Origin of the sequence: Paenibacillus pasadenensis DSM 19293 (assembly GCF_000422485.1) — a bacterium.
Lineage (GTDB): Bacteria > Bacillota > Bacilli > Paenibacillales > Paenibacillaceae > Paenibacillus_O > Paenibacillus_O pasadenensis.
On sequence record NZ_KE383852.1, the window covers coordinates 107,434 to 126,995 of the forward strand.

At 65.0% G+C, this 19,562-nt stretch carries 20 protein-coding genes; 1 reads left to right on the plus strand and 19 read right to left on the minus strand.

Annotated elements, in window-relative coordinates:
- Positions 1 to 40: 40 nt before the first annotated feature.
- The 18 genes from H582_RS0118575 to H582_RS0118660 all read right to left on the minus strand — a co-directional run bounded on the left by H582_RS0118575 (position 41) and on the right by H582_RS0118660 (position 17,545).
- On the minus strand, positions 41 to 1,540 hold the full coding sequence (locus tag H582_RS0118575; protein WP_028599731.1) for an AAA family ATPase: 1,500 nt from the start codon (positions 1,538 to 1,540) through the stop codon (positions 41 to 43).
- Positions 1,533 to 2,069 carry a hypothetical protein gene (locus H582_RS0118580; RefSeq protein ID WP_052333421.1) on the minus strand — a complete coding sequence of 179 codons (537 nt, stop codon included), beginning with the start codon at positions 2,067 to 2,069 and terminating at the stop codon, positions 1,533 to 1,535. The genes H582_RS0118575 and H582_RS0118580 overlap by 8 nt, the downstream gene beginning before the upstream one ends.
- Positions 2,070 to 2,219: 150 nt before the next feature.
- On the minus strand, positions 2,220 to 2,747 hold the full coding sequence (locus tag H582_RS0118585) for a cell wall elongation regulator TseB-like domain-containing protein (protein WP_028599733.1): 528 nt from the start codon (positions 2,745 to 2,747) through the stop codon (positions 2,220 to 2,222).
- The gene (locus H582_RS0118590; RefSeq protein ID WP_028599734.1) at positions 2,747 to 4,051 is read right to left on the minus strand and encodes an amidohydrolase; all 1,305 of its coding nucleotides are present in this window, start codon (positions 4,049 to 4,051) and stop codon (positions 2,747 to 2,749) included. Before H582_RS0118590 ends, H582_RS0118585 begins: the two co-directional genes overlap by 1 nt.
- Complete coding sequence (locus tag H582_RS0118595; protein ID WP_028599735.1) at positions 4,026 to 4,688, minus strand: redox-sensing transcriptional repressor Rex; 663 nt, start codon at positions 4,686 to 4,688, stop codon at positions 4,026 to 4,028. Before H582_RS0118595 ends, H582_RS0118590 begins: the two co-directional genes overlap by 26 nt.
- Positions 4,685 to 7,552, minus strand: a complete 2,868-nt coding sequence (gene dinG, locus H582_RS0118600) for an ATP-dependent DNA helicase DinG (protein ID WP_028599736.1) — start codon at positions 7,550 to 7,552, stop codon at positions 4,685 to 4,687. The genes H582_RS0118595 and dinG overlap by 4 nt, the downstream gene beginning before the upstream one ends.
- A gap of 23 nt (positions 7,553 to 7,575) precedes the next feature.
- The gene (locus H582_RS30325) at positions 7,576 to 8,418 is read right to left on the minus strand and encodes a hypothetical protein (protein ID WP_052333422.1); all 843 of its coding nucleotides are present in this window, start codon (positions 8,416 to 8,418) and stop codon (positions 7,576 to 7,578) included.
- A gap of 149 nt (positions 8,419 to 8,567) precedes the next feature.
- On the minus strand, positions 8,568 to 8,951 hold the full coding sequence (panD, locus tag H582_RS0118610) for an aspartate 1-decarboxylase (RefSeq protein WP_028599737.1): 384 nt from the start codon (positions 8,949 to 8,951) through the stop codon (positions 8,568 to 8,570).
- 5 nt (positions 8,952 to 8,956) lie between these two features.
- A complete protein-coding gene (gene panC / locus H582_RS0118615; RefSeq protein WP_052333423.1) occupies positions 8,957 to 9,874 on the minus strand; it encodes a pantoate--beta-alanine ligase in 918 nt (305 codons plus the stop codon).
- Positions 9,871 to 10,722, minus strand: a complete 852-nt coding sequence (gene panB, locus H582_RS0118620) for a 3-methyl-2-oxobutanoate hydroxymethyltransferase (RefSeq protein ID WP_028599739.1) — start codon at positions 10,720 to 10,722, stop codon at positions 9,871 to 9,873. The genes panC and panB overlap by 4 nt, the downstream gene beginning before the upstream one ends.
- Positions 10,723 to 11,041: 319 nt before the next feature.
- On the minus strand, positions 11,042 to 12,022 hold the full coding sequence (locus tag H582_RS0118625) for a biotin--[acetyl-CoA-carboxylase] ligase (protein WP_028599740.1): 981 nt from the start codon (positions 12,020 to 12,022) through the stop codon (positions 11,042 to 11,044).
- 4 nt (positions 12,023 to 12,026) lie between these two features.
- Positions 12,027 to 13,352, minus strand: coding sequence for a CCA tRNA nucleotidyltransferase (locus tag H582_RS0118630; RefSeq protein WP_043111588.1), 1,326 nt, complete (start codon positions 13,350 to 13,352; stop codon positions 12,027 to 12,029).
- Entirely contained in the window at positions 13,349 to 14,515 is a 1,167-nt protein-coding gene (gene bshA / locus H582_RS0118635) for an N-acetyl-alpha-D-glucosaminyl L-malate synthase BshA (RefSeq protein WP_028599742.1), read from the minus strand. The genes H582_RS0118630 and bshA overlap by 4 nt, the downstream gene beginning before the upstream one ends.
- 93 nt (positions 14,516 to 14,608) lie before the next feature.
- Positions 14,609 to 15,319, minus strand: a complete 711-nt coding sequence (gene bshB1, locus H582_RS0118640; RefSeq protein ID WP_028599743.1) for a bacillithiol biosynthesis deacetylase BshB1 — start codon at positions 15,317 to 15,319, stop codon at positions 14,609 to 14,611.
- A gap of 4 nt (positions 15,320 to 15,323) precedes the next feature.
- Positions 15,324 to 15,737: a methylglyoxal synthase gene (mgsA, locus tag H582_RS0118645; protein WP_028599744.1), complete on the minus strand. Its 414-nt coding sequence runs from the start codon at positions 15,735 to 15,737 to the stop codon at positions 15,324 to 15,326.
- A 53-nt stretch (positions 15,738 to 15,790) separates the two neighbouring features.
- On the minus strand, positions 15,791 to 16,597 hold the full coding sequence (gene dapB / locus H582_RS0118650) for a 4-hydroxy-tetrahydrodipicolinate reductase (protein ID WP_028599745.1): 807 nt from the start codon (positions 16,595 to 16,597) through the stop codon (positions 15,791 to 15,793).
- A 42-nt stretch (positions 16,598 to 16,639) separates the two neighbouring features.
- On the minus strand, positions 16,640 to 17,155 hold the full coding sequence (locus H582_RS0118655) for a tetratricopeptide repeat protein (protein WP_028599746.1): 516 nt from the start codon (positions 17,153 to 17,155) through the stop codon (positions 16,640 to 16,642).
- 51 nt (positions 17,156 to 17,206) lie between these two features.
- Entirely contained in the window at positions 17,207 to 17,545 is a 339-nt protein-coding gene (locus H582_RS0118660; RefSeq protein ID WP_028599747.1) for a nucleotide pyrophosphohydrolase, read from the minus strand.
- A gap of 121 nt (positions 17,546 to 17,666) precedes the next feature.
- Between H582_RS0118660 and H582_RS0118665 the strand changes: the two genes are divergently transcribed.
- Positions 17,667 to 18,539: a YitT family protein gene (locus H582_RS0118665; protein WP_028599748.1), complete on the plus strand. Its 873-nt coding sequence runs from the start codon at positions 17,667 to 17,669 to the stop codon at positions 18,537 to 18,539.
- Positions 18,540 to 18,633: 94 nt separating this feature from the next.
- Here the strand turns inward: H582_RS0118665 and H582_RS0118670 are convergent, their stop codons facing one another.
- Positions 18,634 to 19,545 carry a sporulation protein YpjB gene (locus H582_RS0118670; RefSeq protein ID WP_084137425.1) on the minus strand — a complete coding sequence of 304 codons (912 nt, stop codon included), beginning with the start codon at positions 19,543 to 19,545 and terminating at the stop codon, positions 18,634 to 18,636.
- Positions 19,546 to 19,562: the final 17 nt, after the last annotated feature.

The window sequence follows — 19,562 nt, forward strand, 5'->3', positions numbered from 1 at the left end:
TGATGGATGTATCCATAGGTCAAGCGACGTTGCCGACGGCTCAGGCGCCGACGAGCTGCTCCTCGCGCAGCAGCTCGCGGAACTGCTCGCCGCCAAGCGTCTCTTTTTCGATCAGGATGGCGAGGCTGTGCTCGAACAGAGGGCGGCGCGAGCCGAGCAGCTCCTTGGTGCGCGCCATCAGCCCCTCCAGCACCCCGCCGGTAATCTGCGCCCAGCGGTCCGGCGTCAGCATCCGGTCCTCGACGATGCCGGCCTCGGTGAGCCCGCACTCGACCATCGTGCGCACGATGCTCAGCGCCTGGTCGAAGTCGCCCTTGGAGCCCGTGCTGCGCCCGCCGTAGAACATCTCCTCGGCGGCGGCGCCGGCAAGCGCGATCATGATCTGCGACTCCAGGTAGTCCTTCGTGTAGAGGTAATGGTCCTGCGCGGGATTGTGGCGCACGTAGCCGAGCGCCCCTCCGCGCGGCGAGAGCGCGACCTGCGACACGCTGCCCGGACGCACCAGCTCGGCGGCGATGGCATGTCCGAGCTCGTGGATCGCGACCCGCTCCCGCTCCTCCTTGGTGGACTCGCGGTCCGTCTTCTCGCCCATCATCACCTTGTCGATCGCCATCGACAGATGCTCCTGGCGCACGGACTCGCTGCTCTCGCGCATCGCATAGATCGCCGCCTCGTTCAGCACGCTCTCCAGCTGCGCGCCGGAGAAGCCGAACGACTCCTCGGCGATCTTGTCGAGGCTGACCGCCTCGTCGAGCGGTTTGTTCTTGGCATGGATGGTTAAGATATGAAGACGGCCTTTTTTGTCCGGCAGCTCGACGCCGATATGGCGGTCGAAGCGGCCCGGACGCAGCAAGGCGGAGTCGAGCATCTCCTTGCGGTTCGTCGCCGCCATGATGAGGATGCGCGGGGCGTCGTTCGTATGGATGCCGTCCATCTCGGTCAGCAGCTGGTTGAGCGTCTGGTCGTACTCGCGGTGCTGGCCGCCGTCGCGCTTGCCGCCGATGACGTCGATCTCGTCGATGAAGATGACGGCGTTTTTCTTGCCGGCCTTCTGCGCTTTTTTGCGCGCGTCCTTGAACAGGTCGCGGATGCGGCCCGCGCCGACGCCGACGTACATCTCGACGAACTCGCTGCCCGAGGCGGCGAGATAGACCGAATCCGTATACTGCGCCGCCGCCTTGGCCATCAGCGTCTTGCCGGTGCCCGGAGGGCCGGTCAGCAGGATGCCCTTGAGCGGACGGATGCCGAGCTTGCTGATCTCCTCATGCTTGACCAGAAAGTCGAGCGCCTCGATCAGCTCGACCTTGGCGCGGTCCTGGCCGCCGATATCGTCGAAGGAAAAAGGCTTGGACGTCTTGACCGTCGCGTCCCGCCTGCCGCCTGCCGCCGCGAGCTGCCCCTTGGAGCGCAGCGCGAAGAACAGCACGCCGACGAGCGACAGGGCAAGCAGCAGCGGCACGACATTGACGCCGCGGAACAGCAGAAAGGCCAGCAGAGCGGTCAAAAAGCCGGCGCCGATCTCGGCGCTGTACTTAGGCATTGGGCCATACCCCCATCGTCTCGCCCGCGCGGGGCAGAATGACATACTTCGTATCCGTGCCGTACTCCAGCGTCACATAAACGTTCGCCTGATCCATGGAAGACTTCGCCCGAAGTCCTTCATGGCTTTTTTGCATGGCCGCCAGCGCGTCGGGGATGCGGGAGTACTCCCGGTTCTCCATCGCTTCGGCGATCGTGAACAGCTGGCTCGACCAGATCTCCTCCAGCTTCGGGCTCGTCGGCCCGTCGACCTGCAGCACCAGCTTGCGGGAGCCGATGACCGAGGCGCCTTGACGCAAGATCTGCTCATATATGGTTCGAAGGTCGGCTCCGCCGTTCAGCGTGAGCTTGACCGTGACGACATCCTGGCTAAGGGAGGGTTGGGCGGATGACACGCCCGGCAGCGCTTGTACGGCTTTGCTGAGCGGACGTTCGACAGCGGTCTGCTGATAGGCGTACCAGCCTCCGAACAGCAGCGCGGCCGACACGGCGACAGTGGCGAGAAAAGGCAGCAGCCTCCATTTGATCAAAGCAAAAAGCCCCCTTTAGGATCGAAGCGGCCAGCGGACTGGCCGTCCTCATGCGTATTCGCGCCTTGTGATGGCTTCTAGTATATCACAATTGCTATACGATGAGTATATCACTTCGACTTTGATAGAGGGCAGGCAAATGTGAACAAATCAGGAAGAACGTTTGGCGGTCAAGGAATACGTGGCTCGTTCGGCGCCGGTCTTGAAGTCGTAGAACTCGTAAAAGTAGCGCAGCTGGTCCGTTGTCCGGGAGTAGTACGCTTCCCATGCCGGCGAGCCCTGATGCCAGGCCGGACGGACATGGAGCAGCTTGGCGTCCGGCTTCGCCGCGAGCAGCTTGGCGCGGATGTCCTCCTCCGTCGCGCTCTCCGCCGCATTCTCGGCATAGGGAGCCCGCTCCGGCAGCAGCCAGACGACGAGCTGGCGGCCTTCGGCGGTGCTGCCGCGCACGATCCAGAGCGGCTCGTCCCACACATACTTCTCGGCGGAGGCGACCTCCGTCAGCCCCGCCTGCTCCTTGGCCAAGCTCGCCGCCTGCGCCTCGCCTTGCCAGACCGGCTGCTGGATGCTCCGCAGCTCGGCATGGATCAGCGCCAGCAGCAGGATCAGCGCCAGCACGGCGACGACCGTCCAGCCCCGGCGGGTAAAGTACCAGCGAGGGCTGCGGCTGCGGGCCATCAGGCCCCGGCGAGCCTGCGGTAGCAGGCTTCGGCTTCAGCCAGGATCTTCTCCTCGTCGAGCAGCAGGCAGACGCCGCCCTGCACGACCTGGCGTCCGTCGACCCACACGTCGCGCACGTCGCGTCCCGAAGCGGAATAGACGAGATGGGAGACGATGTCCGTGCGCGGGTAGAAATGCGGCTGGTCGGCGTCCAGCGAGATGAAGTCGGCCTTGAGTCCCGCCTTCAGCGCGCCGAGCTCCGGCTGCCGGATCGTCGCCGCGCCGCCGAGCGTCGCGAGCTGAAGCGCCTGCATCGCCGGCACGACGGTCGGGTCGCCGCTGACGCCCTTGTGGACGAGCGCGGCGAGCCGAATCTCGTCGAACAGGTCGAGATTGTTGTTGCTCGCCGCGCTGTCCGTGCCGAGCGAGACGGCGACGCCGGCCTTCAGCAGCTCCGGCACGCGGGCCACGCCGCTCGCGAGCTTCAGGTTGCTGGCCGGATTATGCGAGACGGCGACGCCGCGCTCGGCGAGCAGCGCGATCTCCTCGTCCGTCAGATGCACCGCATGGGCGACGAAGCTCGGACGGGAGAACAGGCCGAGACGGTCGAGATGCGCCACCGGGCGCAGGCCGTACTCGCGCATGTTCTGCTCGACCTCGGCGCGCGTCTCCGACATATGCGTATGCATCGGCAGGTCGAGATCATGCGCCGCCTGCACGAACGCTTCGATGAACGCCGGCGGGCATGTATACGGCGCGTGCGGGCTCATCATCGTCGCGATGCGGCCGTCCGCCGCGCCGTTCCAGTCCTTGGCGAACTGGACCGCCTCCGCCAGCTTCTCGCGCTGCACCTCTTCCGGGCAAAGGCCGATCGCGCCGCGCATCAGCACGCCGCGCATGCCGGAGCGCTCCACGACCTGGGCGACCTGATCCATCCGGTCGTACATGTCGACGAATGTCGTCGTGCCGCTTTTGAGCATCTCCAGCACGGCCAGCGAGGTGCCCCACTTGACGTCGGCGTCCGTGAATTTCGCTTCCATCGGCCACATGTAGTCCTGCAGCCACGTCTGCAGCGCCTCGTCATCCGAGAAGCCGCGCAGCAGCGACATCGCCGCGTGGCCATGCGTGTTGATCAGTCCCGGCATGTAGACGCGCCGGCTGCCGTCGATCCGCACGGAGATCTCGTCGGCCTCCTGCGGACGCTCTTCTCCGATATAGACGATGCGGTCGCCGTCGACGACCATATGGCCGCGCACGACCGGCTGGGCTTCGTCCATCGTCACGAACGTCCCGTTTTCAATCCACCATTTGCTCATGTTCATCCGTCCCGTCTTTATCCATATAGTAGGCCAAGCTCAGCAGCTGCGTCGTGAAGTCGGCGTAGTGGATCCGCACCTTGTCCGGAGCCTTGAGCACGACCGGCGCGAAGTTGAGGATGCCCGTCACGCCCGCCTCGATGAAGCGGTCGGCGACGTTTTGCGCCTCCGCGGCCGGCACCGTGATGATGCCGATCTGGATGCCGTCCTCCCGCACCTTGTCCTTAAGCTGCTCGATCGGCAGCACCTCGAGCCGGTTGATCCGCTTGCCGATCTTCGCGGGGCTCGCGTCGAACACGGCCGTGATCTTCATGTTGTCCTTGACGTAGCTGCTGTAGTTGCACAGCGCGTGGCCCAGGTTGCCTGCGCCTGCGAGCGCGACCTTCATCGGCTGGTCGAGCTTCAGGATGCCGCGGATCTTCTCGATCAGATAGTTGACGTCGTAGCCGACGCCCTTGCGTCCGAACTCGCCGAAATAAGCCAGATCCTTGCGGATCTGGGCGGGGTTGAGATCGAGCTTGCGCCCGAGCTCCTGGCTGCTGACGGTCTGCACGTCGCGCACGTGCAGGTCGTTCAGCACCTGCAGATAGACCGGCAGCCGCCGCACGACCGCCTCGGATATCGGTTTGCCCTGCTTGCTCATGGCTGCTCGGCCTCCTTCGGTTCGCCCTGCAGCCACTCCCTCATGCGGGAGGTGAACTGCTCGGCATGCATCGTTTCAATTTTAGGGCCGGGCAGCGAATAGAGGAAGTGCTTCCCGTAAAACGTGTCGATGACGCGCGTATCGTACAGCAGCACGATGCCCTTGTCGCGGGTCGTGCGGATGAGCCGGCCGAAGCCCTGCTTGAAGCGGATGACCGCCTGCGGCACCGACAGCTTCATGAACGGATTCTGCCCCGCCTCCTGCAGCAGCTCCGCCTTGGCCTCCTGCAGCGGATGGTTCGGCGGCTGGAACGGCAGCCTCACGATCGCGAGGCAGACGAGCGCGTCGCCGGGAATGTCCACGCCTTCCCAGAAGCTGCTCGTGCCGAGCAGCACCGAGGCAGGCTGCTGGCGGAACAGCCGCGTCAGCTTGCTGCGGTTGCTGCTGTCGACTCCCTGACCGAGCACCTGGATGCCCGCTCCGGCGAGCGCTTCCTTGAGCGGCTCGTACACTTCCTTGAGCATCCGGTAGCTCGTGAACAGGACGAGCATCCGCCCGCCCGTCTCGATGGCCGACGCCGACAGCGAGCCGACCAGCTTGGCCATATAGGCCGGATCGGCCGCGGCTCCCTTCACCTTGGGGAAGTCCCGCGGAATCATGACGAGCGCCTGCGAGCGGTACTGGAACGGCGAAGGCAGCTGCACCGTGCGCGCCCGGCGCTCGTCGCCGATGCCCAGCCCGAGCTGCTCGGCGGCGTACTGGAACGTCTTGCCTACGGTGAGCGTCGCCGACGTGATGACGACGCTTTTCTTGCTGTCGAAGAAATGCTCCTTGATCTGCGCGCTCACGTCGGCAGGCACCGTATGGAGCTGCACGCTCTTGGTCCTCGCGCTCTGATAGGATTCGATCCAGTACACCATCTCCGGCTTGTCCGCCCGCACGAACACCTTGAGCTCGTCGCGGATCCGCCCGGCGTCCTTGACCGCTCCGGCGAGGTCGGTGATCATGCCCTGCAGCGACAGGTCGTCGAGCTTGTCCTTCATGTCCGAGCTCATCTTGTCCAGCACCTTGACGACCTGGTTCATCTCCTTGAAAAACAGCGACTCCTCGAACTCGATCGCTTCCCATGCTTTCGGGAGCGCTCCCGGCTTGAGCCGCAGGATCGTCTGTCCCGCCTCGGCCGCGCCGGCTCCGGCGCTCGGAGAAGCGAGCGCCTGCAGCAGCTCGAACAGCTTTTCCCACGTATCCTTGAGCGAGCCGAAGCGCGGGATGACCTCGTCGAGCTGCTCCGTCCATTTGGCCGTCTCGTCGGCATCCTCGCCCTGGATCTGCATGCGCAGCTGCGGCAGCAGGCCGTTCCTCGAATCCTTGGCCAGCCGGTTCGCCAGGTTGAGGAAGCCGTAAAAGCCGAGCTGCTGCCCCAGATGCTTGCCGGCCACCTCCTCGAGCTGATGGCCCTCGTCGATGACGAGGTATTCGTAGGAAGGCAGCAGCCGGTGGTCGGCGCGGATGTCGGTGAACAGCAGCGAGTGGTTCGTGATGACGATGTCGGCGAGGTTCGACTCCTGCTTGGCCCGGTGGTAGAAGCAGCGCTTGAACCACGGACAGGCGCGGTTCAGGCAGGAATCCGCGTCGCTGGAGACCGTGTTCCAGAACTCCGCGCCGCGGTTGCCGAAGTTCAGCTCCTCCTGGTCGCCCGTCTCCGTCTCGCCGAGCCAGACGAGCATCTGCGAGGCGGTCTGCCGCTCCTCGCTGCCCGCCGCCAGCTCCAGCGTTTGCAGCCGCGTCTCGAACTTGCGCAGGCACATGTAGTTGCCCCGGCCCTTGAAGACGCTTGCGCGGAACTTGAACGGCAGCACGTCGCGCAGCAGCGGCAGGTCGCGTTGGCGCAGCTGCTCCTGCAGATTGATCGTGTGCGTGCTTATAACGATCTTGCGCTCGTTTTTGATTCCGAAATAGAGCGAAGGAATGAGATAGCCGAGCGATTTGCCCGTGCCGGTGCCGGCTTCGATCAGCAGATGCCGGCTGTTCTCGAAGGCGTCGTTCACTTCGCGGAACATCGTCGTCTGCGCCTCGCGCTCCTCGTAGTCGGGAAACAGCGTCTCGAAGCCGGTCTTGACCATCTCCAGGTAGTCCTCGAAGCTGGCGTCCGCAAGCGGATTGGCCTGCTCCTCCTCGCGGGCAGACTCCTCCTCGGTCCAGTCCCCGGCCGACATCGCCACGCCGCGATAGTACTTGTGGGAGTCCGTATCGAGCGCGGAGAGGAGCTGCTTGGCTTCAAGCTCGAGCGCCAGCAGCCAGCCGAGATCGCTGTCCCGGATGAAGGAGGCCAGATGCTCGACGGTCAGCAGCGGCAGCGATCGGAGCTTTTTCAAGCACTCCGAGAACAGGATCGCCGTCGCCATCGCATCGCTGTCCGCCCGGTGATGCTGGTCGTGGCGGATGCCGAACTGCTCCGATACGGCTCCGAGCTGATACGACGGCAGCGAAGGGAACAGCATCCGCAGCAGCTCGACCGTATCAAGCCTGCGGCCGGCGAACGGCGAATAGCCGGCGCGGTCGAGCGCCATATTAAGGAAGCCGGCGTCGAAGCCGACATTATGTCCGACCAGCACGGCATCGTCCAGCAGCGGGATCAGCTCGAGCAGCAGCTCGTCCGGCTCCGGAGCGTCCCGCACCATCTCGTCGTCGATGCCCGTCAGCTGGGTGATGAAGGCAGGGATCCCCCTGCTCGGACGCACGAAAGAGCTCAGTGTCTGTACGACATTGAACTCTTCGTCCATCAGCACGAGGCCGATTTGTATGAGATCATCTTCCGAGGCGTTCGTCCCGGTCGTTTCCACGTCGAGTACCGCATAATTCATTGACAGCCGATCTTCCTCTCCGATCAAGTCAGCTCCGCGCTTCCGAAATAAAGGGATAAGGGCCCATGCGCCTGATGGCATGACTTGAGGTTGATAGCCGGATCCTCGAAGCTCGGATCCATCTTGAGCGCTTGACGGAACAGCCGTTCCGCAAGCTCCATGTTGAGCCGCACCGCCTGGATGCAGCCTAGCGCGTTGAAGCTGATCGCCTGCCAGCGCGGATGCTCCGTCAGCGTGGCGAGCAGCTTGAAATGCAGCTCCGCGTCGTTCCACTGCTTCGTGTGCATGAGCGACATCGCCAAGTACAGGCGAGCCAGATTGCATTCCGGGGCGAGCCGCACCGCATCCGCGAAATGGCGGATCGCCTGGGGGAACATGAACAGGTTGAAATAGCCTTGACCCTTGGCGACGCATGCCGCGAGCTCCTCGTCCGACACCGGCTCCGGCACGCCGGCCGCCGGGGGCAGCAGTCCCGTGTCGGCCTGCGGCTGCTGCCCCGGGGCTGCGGGCTGCTTTGAGCCGCCAGAGCCCGGAGGCTCCTGCATGAGCGGCAGCTGAGGCTTGGCGAAGCGGGAAGCGGCGGCTTCGCCCCCTCGGCTGCGGCCGGACTGCGGCTCGCTCGCGCGAGACAGGCCGGACAGGCCGCCGCCGAGGCCTGCGGCTGCGGCCTCCTGCGGATAAGCGTCCTGGAAGTCCGCCAGCTTTTCCTCGAAGGCCAGCCATTCCTCGATGAATTGATCGCTTGCCGCGCGAAGGTGGATCAGCTGCTTCAGCAGCTGCTCGCGCTCGTTCGGACTGCAGCCGGGACAGCGAAGCATGATGTCGTCCAGCATCTCGTTCATGACGGCAAACATCGGCTCAAACATCCGTTCACACCGCCTTCGGCTATGGAATGAGGGGAAAGGAATCGTCATAAATGCGCGGCTGCGAAGCCGTACCCTCATTCTGCTTCCGAAGCGCCCCCCCTATACCCGGCGGCGGCAGTTCCCTGAGGCGGACGCATCAGGAAGCTCGCTTACCGAATAACGGCGTGCACCTCGTGATCCATCACCTCGGCCGGCCGGTTGTCCTCGTTCAAAATGACGACGCGCGGCCGATAGGTCCGGGCTTCCGCTTCTTCCATCGAAGCGTAGGAAATGATGATGATCTTGTCGCCGGGCTGCACGAGCCGGGCGGCGGCGCCGTTCAGGCAGATGACCCCGCTGGCTCGCGGTCCCGGAATGACGTACGTCTCCAGACGGGCGCCGTTGTTGTTGTTGACGATCTGGACCTTTTCGTTGGCCCACAGATCGGCCGCTTCCATCAGGTCCTCGTCGATCGTGATGCTGCCCACATAGTTCAGGTTCGCTTCCGTCACGGTCGCGCGGTGCAGCTTGGATTTCATCATGGTGCGTTGCATCGGGTTCAGGCTCCCTTCTTGGGAAATATCGCGTTGTCGATGAGCCGGGTGCCGCCGAATTTGACCGCGAGCGCCAGCAGCGCTTCCGACTGCCCGAGCGCGGCGCTCAGCGGCTGCTCCGGAGGGATCGCGGCGAGCGACGGGTACAGCCGCAGCTCGGCGTAGTCGATGTCGGCGAGCGGCGAGCGCAAGATCGCTTCGCGCGCGCGGCGCTGCAGCTCGCCGGCCGTCATGCCCGGCTCCGACGCCCACTGCTTCGCCTTGTCCAGCGTGCGCGACAGCACGAGCGCCTCGGCGCGCTGCTCCGGCGACAGGTAGACGTTGCGCGAGCTGAGCGCAAGTCCGTCCGGCTCGCGCAGCGTCGGGCAAGGCACGATCTCGACGTCGAAGTTCAGGTCGTCGGCCATCTGACGCACGACGGCGACCTGCTGCGCGTCCTTGAGGCCGAAATAGGCCTTCGTCGGAGCGACGAGGTGGAACAGCTTGGCGACGACCGTGCCGACGCCGTCGAAGTGGCCCGGCCGGGAGGCGCCGCATAGCGCCTCTGTCACGTCGCTGACGAGCACTCGCGTCAGCGGACGTCGAGGATACATCTCCTCGACGCTCGGCATGAATACGATGTCCGCCCCTTCGCGGCGCGCGACCTCGAGATCGCGGGCCTCGTCGCGCGGATAGCGGTCCAGATCCTCCGTCGGCCCGAACTGCAGCGGGTTGACGAAGATCGACAGCACCGTCAGCCCGTTTTCCGCAGCGCTGCGGCGGATGAGGCTGCCGTGGCCGTCATGCAGATAGCCCATCGTCGGCACGAGGCCCGTCTGCAGGCCGGGCGCGCGCTCGCGGCGCTCGCGCAGCAGCCCTTTCAGCTCGGCTACCGTGCGCGCGACGATCGGCGCCTTCGGCTTCGCTTCCGTCAGCACGCTCATTTGGAGCCTCCTCCATAAACGGCAGCCGGCTGCGCGGCGGACACGCCGAACGTATGCTCCTCCGTCGGGAAGCGGCGGGCCTTCACGTCCTCGACAAAGCCGCCGAGCGCCTCGCGGATCTGCGTGCCGACATCGGCATACGTCTTGACGAACTTCTTGGGCGTATAGGGCGAGGCATATTGAATGACGTCGTGGTAGACGAGCACCTGGCCGTCGCAGCCGGCGCCGGCGCCGATGCCGATCGTCGGGATGTCGAGCCGGCGCGAGATGTCCTCGGCCAGCGGCCCGAGCACGAGCTCCAGCACGACCGCATAGGCGCCGGCCTGCTGCAGCGCGAGCGCGTCGTCCAGCAGCCGGGCCGCTTCAGCCTCGAGCTTGCCTTGAATTTTGTAGCCGCCCATCTGGTGGACCGACTGCGGCGTCAGGCCGATATGGCCGATGACGGGGATGCCGGCATCGACGCAAGCCTTCACATGCTCGGCCACCTCGGCGCCTCCCTCGATCTTGACCGAGTGGGCATGCCCTTCCTGCATGAGCCGCGCCGCTCCCTGCAGCGTATGCTCGCGGCTGATCCGCGCCGTCATGAACGGCATGTCGACGATGCGGAACGTATTCGCCGCCCCGCGGGCGACGGATCGCGCATGATAAATCATATCTTCCAGCGTGACCGGCACGGTCGTGTCGTAGCCGAGCACGACATTGCCCAGCGAGTCGCCGACCAGCAATGTGTCGACTCCCGCTTCCTCGGCCAGCTTGGCGGAAGGATAATCGTACGCCGTCAGCATCGTGATCGGCACGCCCTCTCTTTTCATCCGCTGCAGCTTGGTTGTCGTCAACGCTTGTTTCATGTTCGTTTTCCCCTTTCGGAACCTCTTGGCTTAGTGTGAACACAAAAAAACCTTTTAGCCTCTGCTAAAAAGTCCAGCCCGAAAAAGGATGTCCTGCCGGCAGCGCTCCTCTCGCCGTCACGGTCCGTCATGCGGCTCCGCGCGCCGAGCTCTCGCTCCCGCGTTCATGCCTTCTTATGAAGCAGCAGACTTATGGAGCCGTCTGCCCGGCTGCGCCAGTGCGGTTCCGGCCTATCGGCCCTTGATACCGCCTGGTCACACCCAGTATAGCAGATCGAGCCGCATGCGTAAACGAAGGCCGAAGGCGCTTGCACGCCGATCACGCCCGGATCGGCTCGCCCATCTGGGCCGAGAACAGCGTCCGCTCCGAACCGTCCGCCATCCGGACGATCAGCGCGCCGGACTCATGCAGGCCGAGCGGAGTCGCGACGATGTCGCCCTGCGGCGTGCGGAGCTCCGTCTCGCGATGCAGCGAGACCGACAGCGCCTCCCAGAGCGTCCGCACCAAGCCGAAGCCTTCGGCCAAATAGAGCCGGTACAGCCGCTCCCACTCGAGCAGGAACGCCGCCGCCAGGGCGCCGCGCGAAAAGCTGCGGCCGGCGGCCATGCGCAGCGAGACGGCCTTGTCCAGCAGCTCCGGCGGATAGTCGGCCTCGCTCAGGTTGACGCTGATGCCGATGCCGGCCACGACATGCCGGAGCCGCTCGTCCTCGGCGGCCGACTCCAGCAGGATGCCGCTCAGCTTGCGGCCGTCGACGAGCAGGTCGTTCGGCCACTTGATGCCGATATCGAGCCCGGTCTCCGCGCGCAGCGTCCGGCAGAGCGCGACCGCGGCCAGCAGCGTCAGCTGCGGCGCGCTGCCGACCGGCAGCTGCGGCCGCAGGATCAGGCTCATCCAGAGCCCTTTGCCGTACGGCGACACCCAGCCCCGGCCCATGCGCCCGCGGCCGCTCAGCTGCTGCTCGGCGATGACGAGCGTGCCTTCCTCGGCGCCTTGCTGCGCGAGCTGCTGGGCGACGTTCTGCGTCGAGTCGATCTTGTCCAGCACGACAAGCCTGCGGCCGAAGCTCTCCGTCCGCAGCTGCGCGCCGATCGACTCCGCATCCAGCGGCTCGGGACGGCCGACGAGCCGGTAGCCGAGCTTGCGCGAGGCTTCGAACTCCACGCCCTGGTCCTGCAGCCGGCGGATGCCTTTCCATACCGCGGTCCGGCTGACGCCGAGCTCGCGGCTCACCTCCTCGCCGGAGCGAAAGCGCTCGCCCGATTCCTCGAACAGCTCCAGCAGCCTTTCCAGATCCATGTCCCTACTCTCCTTCCATCCAGGAAACAGCCAGCTTCGCCAGCGCTTCCGTCTCGTTCGGCGCCTCGCCGAGCATGACCGCCTCCAGCAGCCGCTTCAGCAGCGGCCCCAGCCAAGGCCCGGGCCGGCGGCCGAGCTGCCGCTGCAGCAGCCGGCCGTCGATCGCCAGCTCCTTGAGCGTGCGGGCGGGCAGCTGCTCCAGCCAGCCGCTCAGGAGGGCGGCTGGCGGCGCCGCGCCGGCGGGAAACAGCTGCGGCGCCAGGCCGGCCCGCTCCGCCGCGGCAAGAAACGCCAGCCCCTCGCGGACCGGCTCCTCGCCAAGCTCCAGCACGAGCCGCGCCAAGCCGTCCCGCTGCGGATCGCGGCCGAGCCGCTGCACGCCCGCATGGAACGCCAGCACGGCGGCAAGCCGCTCCTGGCGGGCCAAGCTGAACCGCAGCGTCGCAAAGCTCATCTTCGCTTCGTCCGCGAAGCCTTGCATCGCCTGATCTGCCGTCAGTCCCAGCAGCAGATGCAGCGCCGCCCAGCCGTCGTCCGGCCGCTGCAGCCGGCTCGCCGCCTGCAGCGGCGCGGCCAGTCCGCGTCCATGCGCAGAGCAGGCGCCAGCCGCCCGCGCCAGCGCCGGAATCGGTTCCTTGAATCGATCCGCCAGCCCCGACGCGGCCAGCAGCGCCGCCCCGCGGGCAAGCCCGCCGCCGGCCAGCAGCTTGTCCAGCTCGGCGCCGACCCGCTCCATCGCGATCAGCCGCATTCCTTCGCGCCCGGCCTTCAGCCCGCGCCAGGCGGACGGAGCGAAGCTCAGCCCGTAGACGGCGGCGAAGCGGATGCCGCGCAGCAGCCGCAAGGCATCCTCGGCGAAGCGTTCCTCAGCCGCGCCGACCGCTCTCAGCGTCCGGTTCCGCAAATCCGCTTGGCCTCCGAACGGATCGGTCAGCCTTCCGCTCCGATCCATCGCCATCGCGTTGATAGTGAAGTCCCGCCGCCGCAGATCCTCCTCCAGGCTGCGAACGAACCGGACCTCGTCCGGCCGCCTCGCATCGCCGTACTCGCCGTCCGTCCGGAAGGTCGTCAGCTCGTAAAGCCGTCCGCCGTGCCGGACGGTCACCGTCCCGTGCCGCAGTCCCGTCGGAATCGCATCGGGAAACAGCTCCATCGCCTCCTCCGGCGTCGCCGAGGAGGCGATGTCCACGTCATGCAAAGGCAGGCCGAGCAGCAGGTCGCGCACGCACCCGCCGACGAAGACCGCTTGGAAGCCGGCCTCCTCGAGCCGAAGCAGCACCGGCAGCGCCGCTTGCATCTGCGGATCGAGCGGGATGGCTCCGCCTTTCATCCGCGGCAAGCCTGCATCGGGAGCTCCGCCTCGAGTCCGAGCACCCGGTAATAGATCTTTTCGTATTCGAGCGTGATCCGGTCGTTGCAAAATTCCTCGCAGGAGCGCTTGATGCACGCCTCGCGGAACTGCTCATACATCGCCTCGTTCGTCAGCAGGCGGACGGCGTTGCGGGCCATGTCCGCCGTATCTCCGACCGGCGACAGGAATCCGGTCCGCTCATGCGCCACAAGCTCGGGGATGCCGCCTGCGGTCGAGCCGATCGTCGGGACGCCGCATCCCATCGCCTCGAGGGCGACGAGCCCGAAGCTTTCCTTTTCGGACGGCAGCAGCAGCAGGTCGGCGAGCGAGATGATCTGCGCCACATCCTCCTGCTTGCCGAGGAAATGGACGCGGTCCTCCAGCCCCATCTCCTGAATCTGAAACTGGATTCGCGACAGTTCAGGCCCTTCTCCGACCAAAAGCAGCTTCGAGGGGACATGCTCATTGACGCGGCGGAAAATATCAATGACGTCTCCGACGCGCTTGACCGGACGGAAATTGGAAATATGCATGAGGATCTTTTCATGCGGCAAGGCGTAGTCATCCCGCATCGAGCCCGTGTCTCGCGGGTAGTAGACGCGCTTGTCGACGAAGTTGTACGTCAGGTCGATATCACGCGTAATGTCCATCAGCTCGCGCGTCTCGCGGATGAGATCCTTGGATACGGCGGTGACGGCGTCGCTTTCGTTGATCGCGAGGCGGATCAGGCTTTTCAGCGACTCGTCTTGGGCCAGCACCGTAATGTCGGTCCCGTGCAGCGTCGTCACCGTCTTCAGGCCGGAGCCGTTCATCATCTGCTTGGCGAGGAAGGCGCATACGGCATGCGGCACCGCATAATGCACATGCAGCAGATCCAGGTTCTGCATCGCGGCGACCTGGGCCATCTTGCTGGCGAGGCTCAGATCGTACGGCGGATAGCGGAAAACGTAATACTGGTTGACCTCGACCTCGTGATAGAAGATGTTCTTGTGGAACTGGCCGAGGCGGAACGGAATGCTGTGCGTGATGAAATGGATTTCATGCCCTTTTTCCGCGAGCAGCTTGCCGAGCTCGGTCGCCACGACCCCGGATCCGCCGAGGGTCGGATAGCACGTGATGCCGATCTTCAGTTTTCTGGACATGATCGTTCCTCCTGGGTGAAGCCGGAACCGGGTCCGGCTTCGGCGTGGATGCCTGATGCTATCATTGTATTCGCGGCTCGGAGCCATTAATCATCAAGCTTCGAGAAAGCTCGACACCGGATGCGGGCGCTTCAGCGCGAAGCCTTCCGCATAGCGGCAGCCGGCGGCTTGTCCCGTCAAATAATCGCGGTACTCGACCCGCTGCACGTATCCCTGCGTCAGCGGCGTCTCGACGCGGTCGCCGCCGGCAGCCTCGAACTGCGAGCGATAGGCGGCCAGAGCGTCGAGCTTGGTCCCGATCTCCGCCGTGACGTCGACCGTCAGGGCGATATCGCGCTGGTCGTTGATGTAGTAATAGACGAGCCGCTCCACCTGGACCGGAGGCAGCTCCGGCATGCAGCGGCGCAGCTTGGCGTTGAATACGGCTTCCTCGACGATCGCGCTGCATGCGTTGTGGTCGGGGTGGCGGTCCTGCCAGTACGGCGCGAAGACGACGCGCGGCCGGCGGAGCCGAATCTCGCGGACGACGGCGGCGATCTGCTCCGAGTCCCCCGTCAAGCCGCGGTCCGGCAAGCCGAGGCAGCCCCGATAGGCCAAGCCCAGGATGCGGGAAGCCTCCGCCGCCTCCTCGGCGCGCAGCACCGGATCTCCGTTCGAGCTCATCTCGCTGCGCGTCAGGTCGCAGACGCCGACGCGCCACCCTTGCCGGGCATGGAGGGCGATCGTGCCGCCCATGCCGATCTCGGCATCGTCCGCATGGGCGCCGAAAACGAGCAGATCGACTTGACTCTGTTGAGCGTCCATCCGCTTACTCCGGCTTGTACTTGTGCACGAGCTCGCGCCAGGCGAAGTCTCCGCGCATCATCGACTTGACGAGCAGCTCGGCGGTCGCGATGTTCGTCGCCACCGGGATGCCTTGCACGTCGCACAGGCGAAGCAAGGCGGTAATGTCCGGCTCATGCGGCTGAGCCATGAGCGGATCGCGCAGGAAGATGATGAGATCAAGCTCATCCTCCGCGACAAGCGCTCCGATCTGCTGGTCCCCGCCGAGCGGGCCGCTCATGAAGCGCTTGATTTGCAGGCTCGTCTTTTCCATGATGCGGGAGCCCGTCGTCCCGGTGGAATACAGCTTGGCGTTTTTGAACGCCTCCTCGTAGGCGGTGACGAAGTTGACCATTTCGTCCTTTTTGCGGTCATGCGCGATGAATGCGATTTGCAGCATCTATTCCAGCTCCTTTACGGCCTGACAGGCTGAAGTTTTCCAGGAATCGTTCCTTAGTCGTCCATGATATGCTCGAAGCCGTACACCATGCCCTCGTAGGTCATTACTTTGCGGACGGCATGCGCGACGCCCGGCATGTAGCCGGCGCGGTCATAGGAGTCGTGGCGGATTTTGAGCGACTGTCCGAACGCTCCGAAGACGACCTCCTGCTGGGCGAACACGCCCGGAAGACGCACGCTGTGGATGCGGAACCCGTCGTAATAGCCGCCGCGCGAGCCCTCGATCGTCTCCTCCTCGCTCGGATTGCCCTGCCGCAGCTCCTTGCGGGCGGCTGAGATGAGCTCGGCCGTCTTGATCGACGTTCCGGACGGAGCGTCAAGCTTCTGGTCGCCATGATATTCAATGATTTCGAGATGCGGGAAGTATTTGGCCGCCTCGGCGGCGAATTTCATCATCAGGATGGCTCCGATCGAAAAGTTCGGCGCGATCAGCCCGCCGATCTTCTGCTGCTTGCACAGCTCGTCCAGCTCTTCGATCTGGGCTGGCGTGAAGCCGGTGGCGCCGACGACCGGCCGGACGCCGCGCGTGATCGCTTCCAGCGTGTTGGCGTATACGGCCTGCGGCACGGTGAAGTCGACGAGCACGTCGATGTCGGCGGAGGACAGCATCGCCTCGAGCGTAGGCACGACCTTGACGCCGGCCTCGTCCAGGCCGACCAGGCGTCCCGCGTCGACGGCGCCTGCGGATGGAGACATCGCGCCGGCCAGCTGAAGCCCTTCCTCCTGCAGCACCAGCTTGACGGCTTCGCGGCCCATGCGGCCGGATGCGCCGGCCACCGCGACTTTGATTGGGGTTGACATTGATGATCACCTCGGTTCAGAAATAAAAGGCGGCAGGGACGGTCAATCCCTCCCTCGCCGCCTCAGCATCCGCTTGAGCTGACGATTCAGCTGCCTCGCTTCCTCCATCGCCGGCTCCAGGCGGCAAGCCTCTGCCGCGAGCAGCCGCGCTTCCTGCAGCCGGCCGAGCTGCATGCAGCAGACCGCGGCGAGATAGCAGGCCTCGGCCTGAAGCGGGTCGAGGATGCGGGCCTCCTGCAGGAACTCCATCGCTTCCGACGCGGAGCCCGACTCGGAAGCCAGCAGCAGCTTGGCGTCGGAGACGAGACGCCTCGCCTCGACGATGTCCAGGTGATAGCGGTACTCCTCGTGGCCCGGCTTCAGCTCGCATGCCTGGACCGCATGGTGGAGGGCAAGCTCCCACCGTCCGCTCCGAGCGCAGGAGACCGAGCACTTATAATGAAAGGAAGCGTTGCGAGGCTCCAGCTGGATGGCCTGCAGGAACCACTCGATCGCTCCATCGAAATCGCCGTTCAAGATGCATTCATACGCTTTTTTGATGCAGCCTTCCCCGTCCATCCGCCCACCTTCCTTGCGCTAGGGTGATGGTAACAGCATATGCCCGGGGCGTTATTGCGGTTCGCCGTTTTTGCGCGTCCAGCGGTCGGCGTCGCGCGTATTGAACTTGTGCATGACGGCGTCATGCGCCTTCGTCAGGTCGATGTCCAGCGAGTTGGCGAAGCAGTTCAGGATGAACAGGATGTCGCCCAGCTCCATTTCGATGGAGTTGTCCGCCTCGTCCGGCTTCTTCGGCTTCTCGCCGTACGTATGGTTCACTTCGCGCGCCAGCTCGCCGACTTCCTCCGCCAGCCTGGCCACGAGCGACAGCGGGCTGAAGTAGCCTTCCTTGAACTGGCCTATGTAACGGTCTACCTCGCGCTGGATTTCGGCGAGTGATTTTTCTTCCATGCGACAGTCCCCTTTTGCAACGTATCTTTACCTATGTTATCCTAAAGCAGTTTTGAACACAATATAGGGAAGCCGCTGCCAGGCTGCCCGCTCAGACTGTGAAGCCAAGGAGAAAACCGTCATGACCCATCTTGCTTACCGCTATCTGTACAAGTCCATCCTCCCCGTCCTGCTCGGAACGGCCATCTACGCCTTCGGCCTGCAGTATTTCCTGCTGCCCAACCAGCTCATGGAAGGCGGCGTGACCGGCATCGCCGTCCTGCTCAACTATGCGTTCGGCTGGAAGCTGTCCATCACGACGCTGCTGCTCAACATCCCGCTCTTCTTCATCGGGCTGCGCATCCTCGGCCGGCTGCCGATGATCATGACGATCGTCGGCACGCTCAGCCTGTCCCTCTTCCTGTTCATTTTTGAAAGGGGAATCGAAGCGGGCTGGATCGAGCCGTTCAACGCCGAGCATGACCTCATCCTCGCCGCGCTGTACGCGGGCGTGACGCTCGGAGGCGGCCTCGGCATCGTGTTCCGCTTCGGCGGCACGACCGGCGGCGTCGACATCGCCGCCCGCATCATCAACCGCGCCAAGGGCTGGAGCATGGGCCAGATCATCCTGTCGTTCGACGCGATCATCATCGGCATCTCGCTCATGTACATTCCGAAGCAGAACGTGCTCTATACGCTTGTCGCCGTCTTCATCGCCTCCAAGCTCATCGACTTCATCCAGGAAGGCGCCTACGCCGCCAAGGCGTTCTCGATCATCAGCGAAAAGGGCGAGGAGATCGCCGAGCGCATCACCGTCGAGCTCGAGCGCGGAGTGACGCTCATTCCCGCTGTCGGCGCCTACTCCAAGGTGCAGCGCAACATGATCTACTGCGTCGTATCCCGCAGCGAGATCCGCTCGCTGCGCTTGATCGTGAAGACGATCGATCCGCGCGCGTTCATCGTCATCAGCGACGTGCATGACGTTCTGGGCGAGGGCTTCAAGGAGGAGGCCTAAGCCTAAGCCGCCTCTTCCCTTCCCCTAGTTGCTCGAGCACACGAAAAGCCCTTCCGTCTTTTTCTGACGAAAGGGCTTTTCGATGTTGGGCCTTCTACTTTCGGACGACTCCGTTGCGGCTCGGGCGCTCCGGACGCGCCGGGAGCACGATGACGCCATGTTGGCCTTGACGGTAGTTCGACCAGCCGACGTAGGTCAGCAAGGCGCAAATGAGCGGCACGATCGTATAGATCAGCCAGCCTCCGCCCGAGCGCGGAGCCAGCGGAAGCGGGAGCGCGTCGGCCGGCAGGTCGCCGCCCCCGGCGAGGAACAGCCGATCCGCCGTGCCCGACAGCGACTCGAACGACTGCACGGCCAAGCCGGTCCGGGTCCCGTCCCGCGACGTCAGCAGCCGGGAGCTGTAGGCGATGCTGTCCCGCATCGCTTCGGCCATCTCCTTGTCCCGCATGAGCAGCGCGGAAGGCTCGATCAGCTCCCAATGCTGCCGCAGCGTCCGCATCCGCGCCTCTGCCGTGCCGGTCTCGGACGCGCCCGACGTCGTCCAGGCGATGACGAGCTGCCGGGCGTCCTCCTTGAGGATCGGACGGTACTGCAGCCAAAGGGCGTCGTCGCCTCCGGCCAGGCTGTCCGCAGCCAGGCGGAGCTTGGAGGCCGCCGCCAGCAGCCCGTCCGCATCCGACTGCCGGCTCGCCGCGACCTCCGCCTCGCGGAAAGCTTCATCGACCGCGATCCATCCGAGCTCGCCGCCGCTCCGACGCAGCACGCTGTCGCCGGCTGTCGCCGCCGCATCCCGCAGGGTATAAAAAATGCCGTTGCGGTCCGCAGCCATGACCGATTCATAGAATCGGTCGGCTGCCGCCTGGAACCTCTCCTGCTTGGCGCGAAGGCGCAGGTCGTCCTCGCTTGCGGTTGAAGCACGGCTCGCCGCGGCCGCCAGCGCGGCGCCGTGCAGCAGAAGGGCAGCCGCCAAGCCCGCTGCTATGGCTGCCCACCATCGTCTTGACATGCTTATCCCTCCCTGTC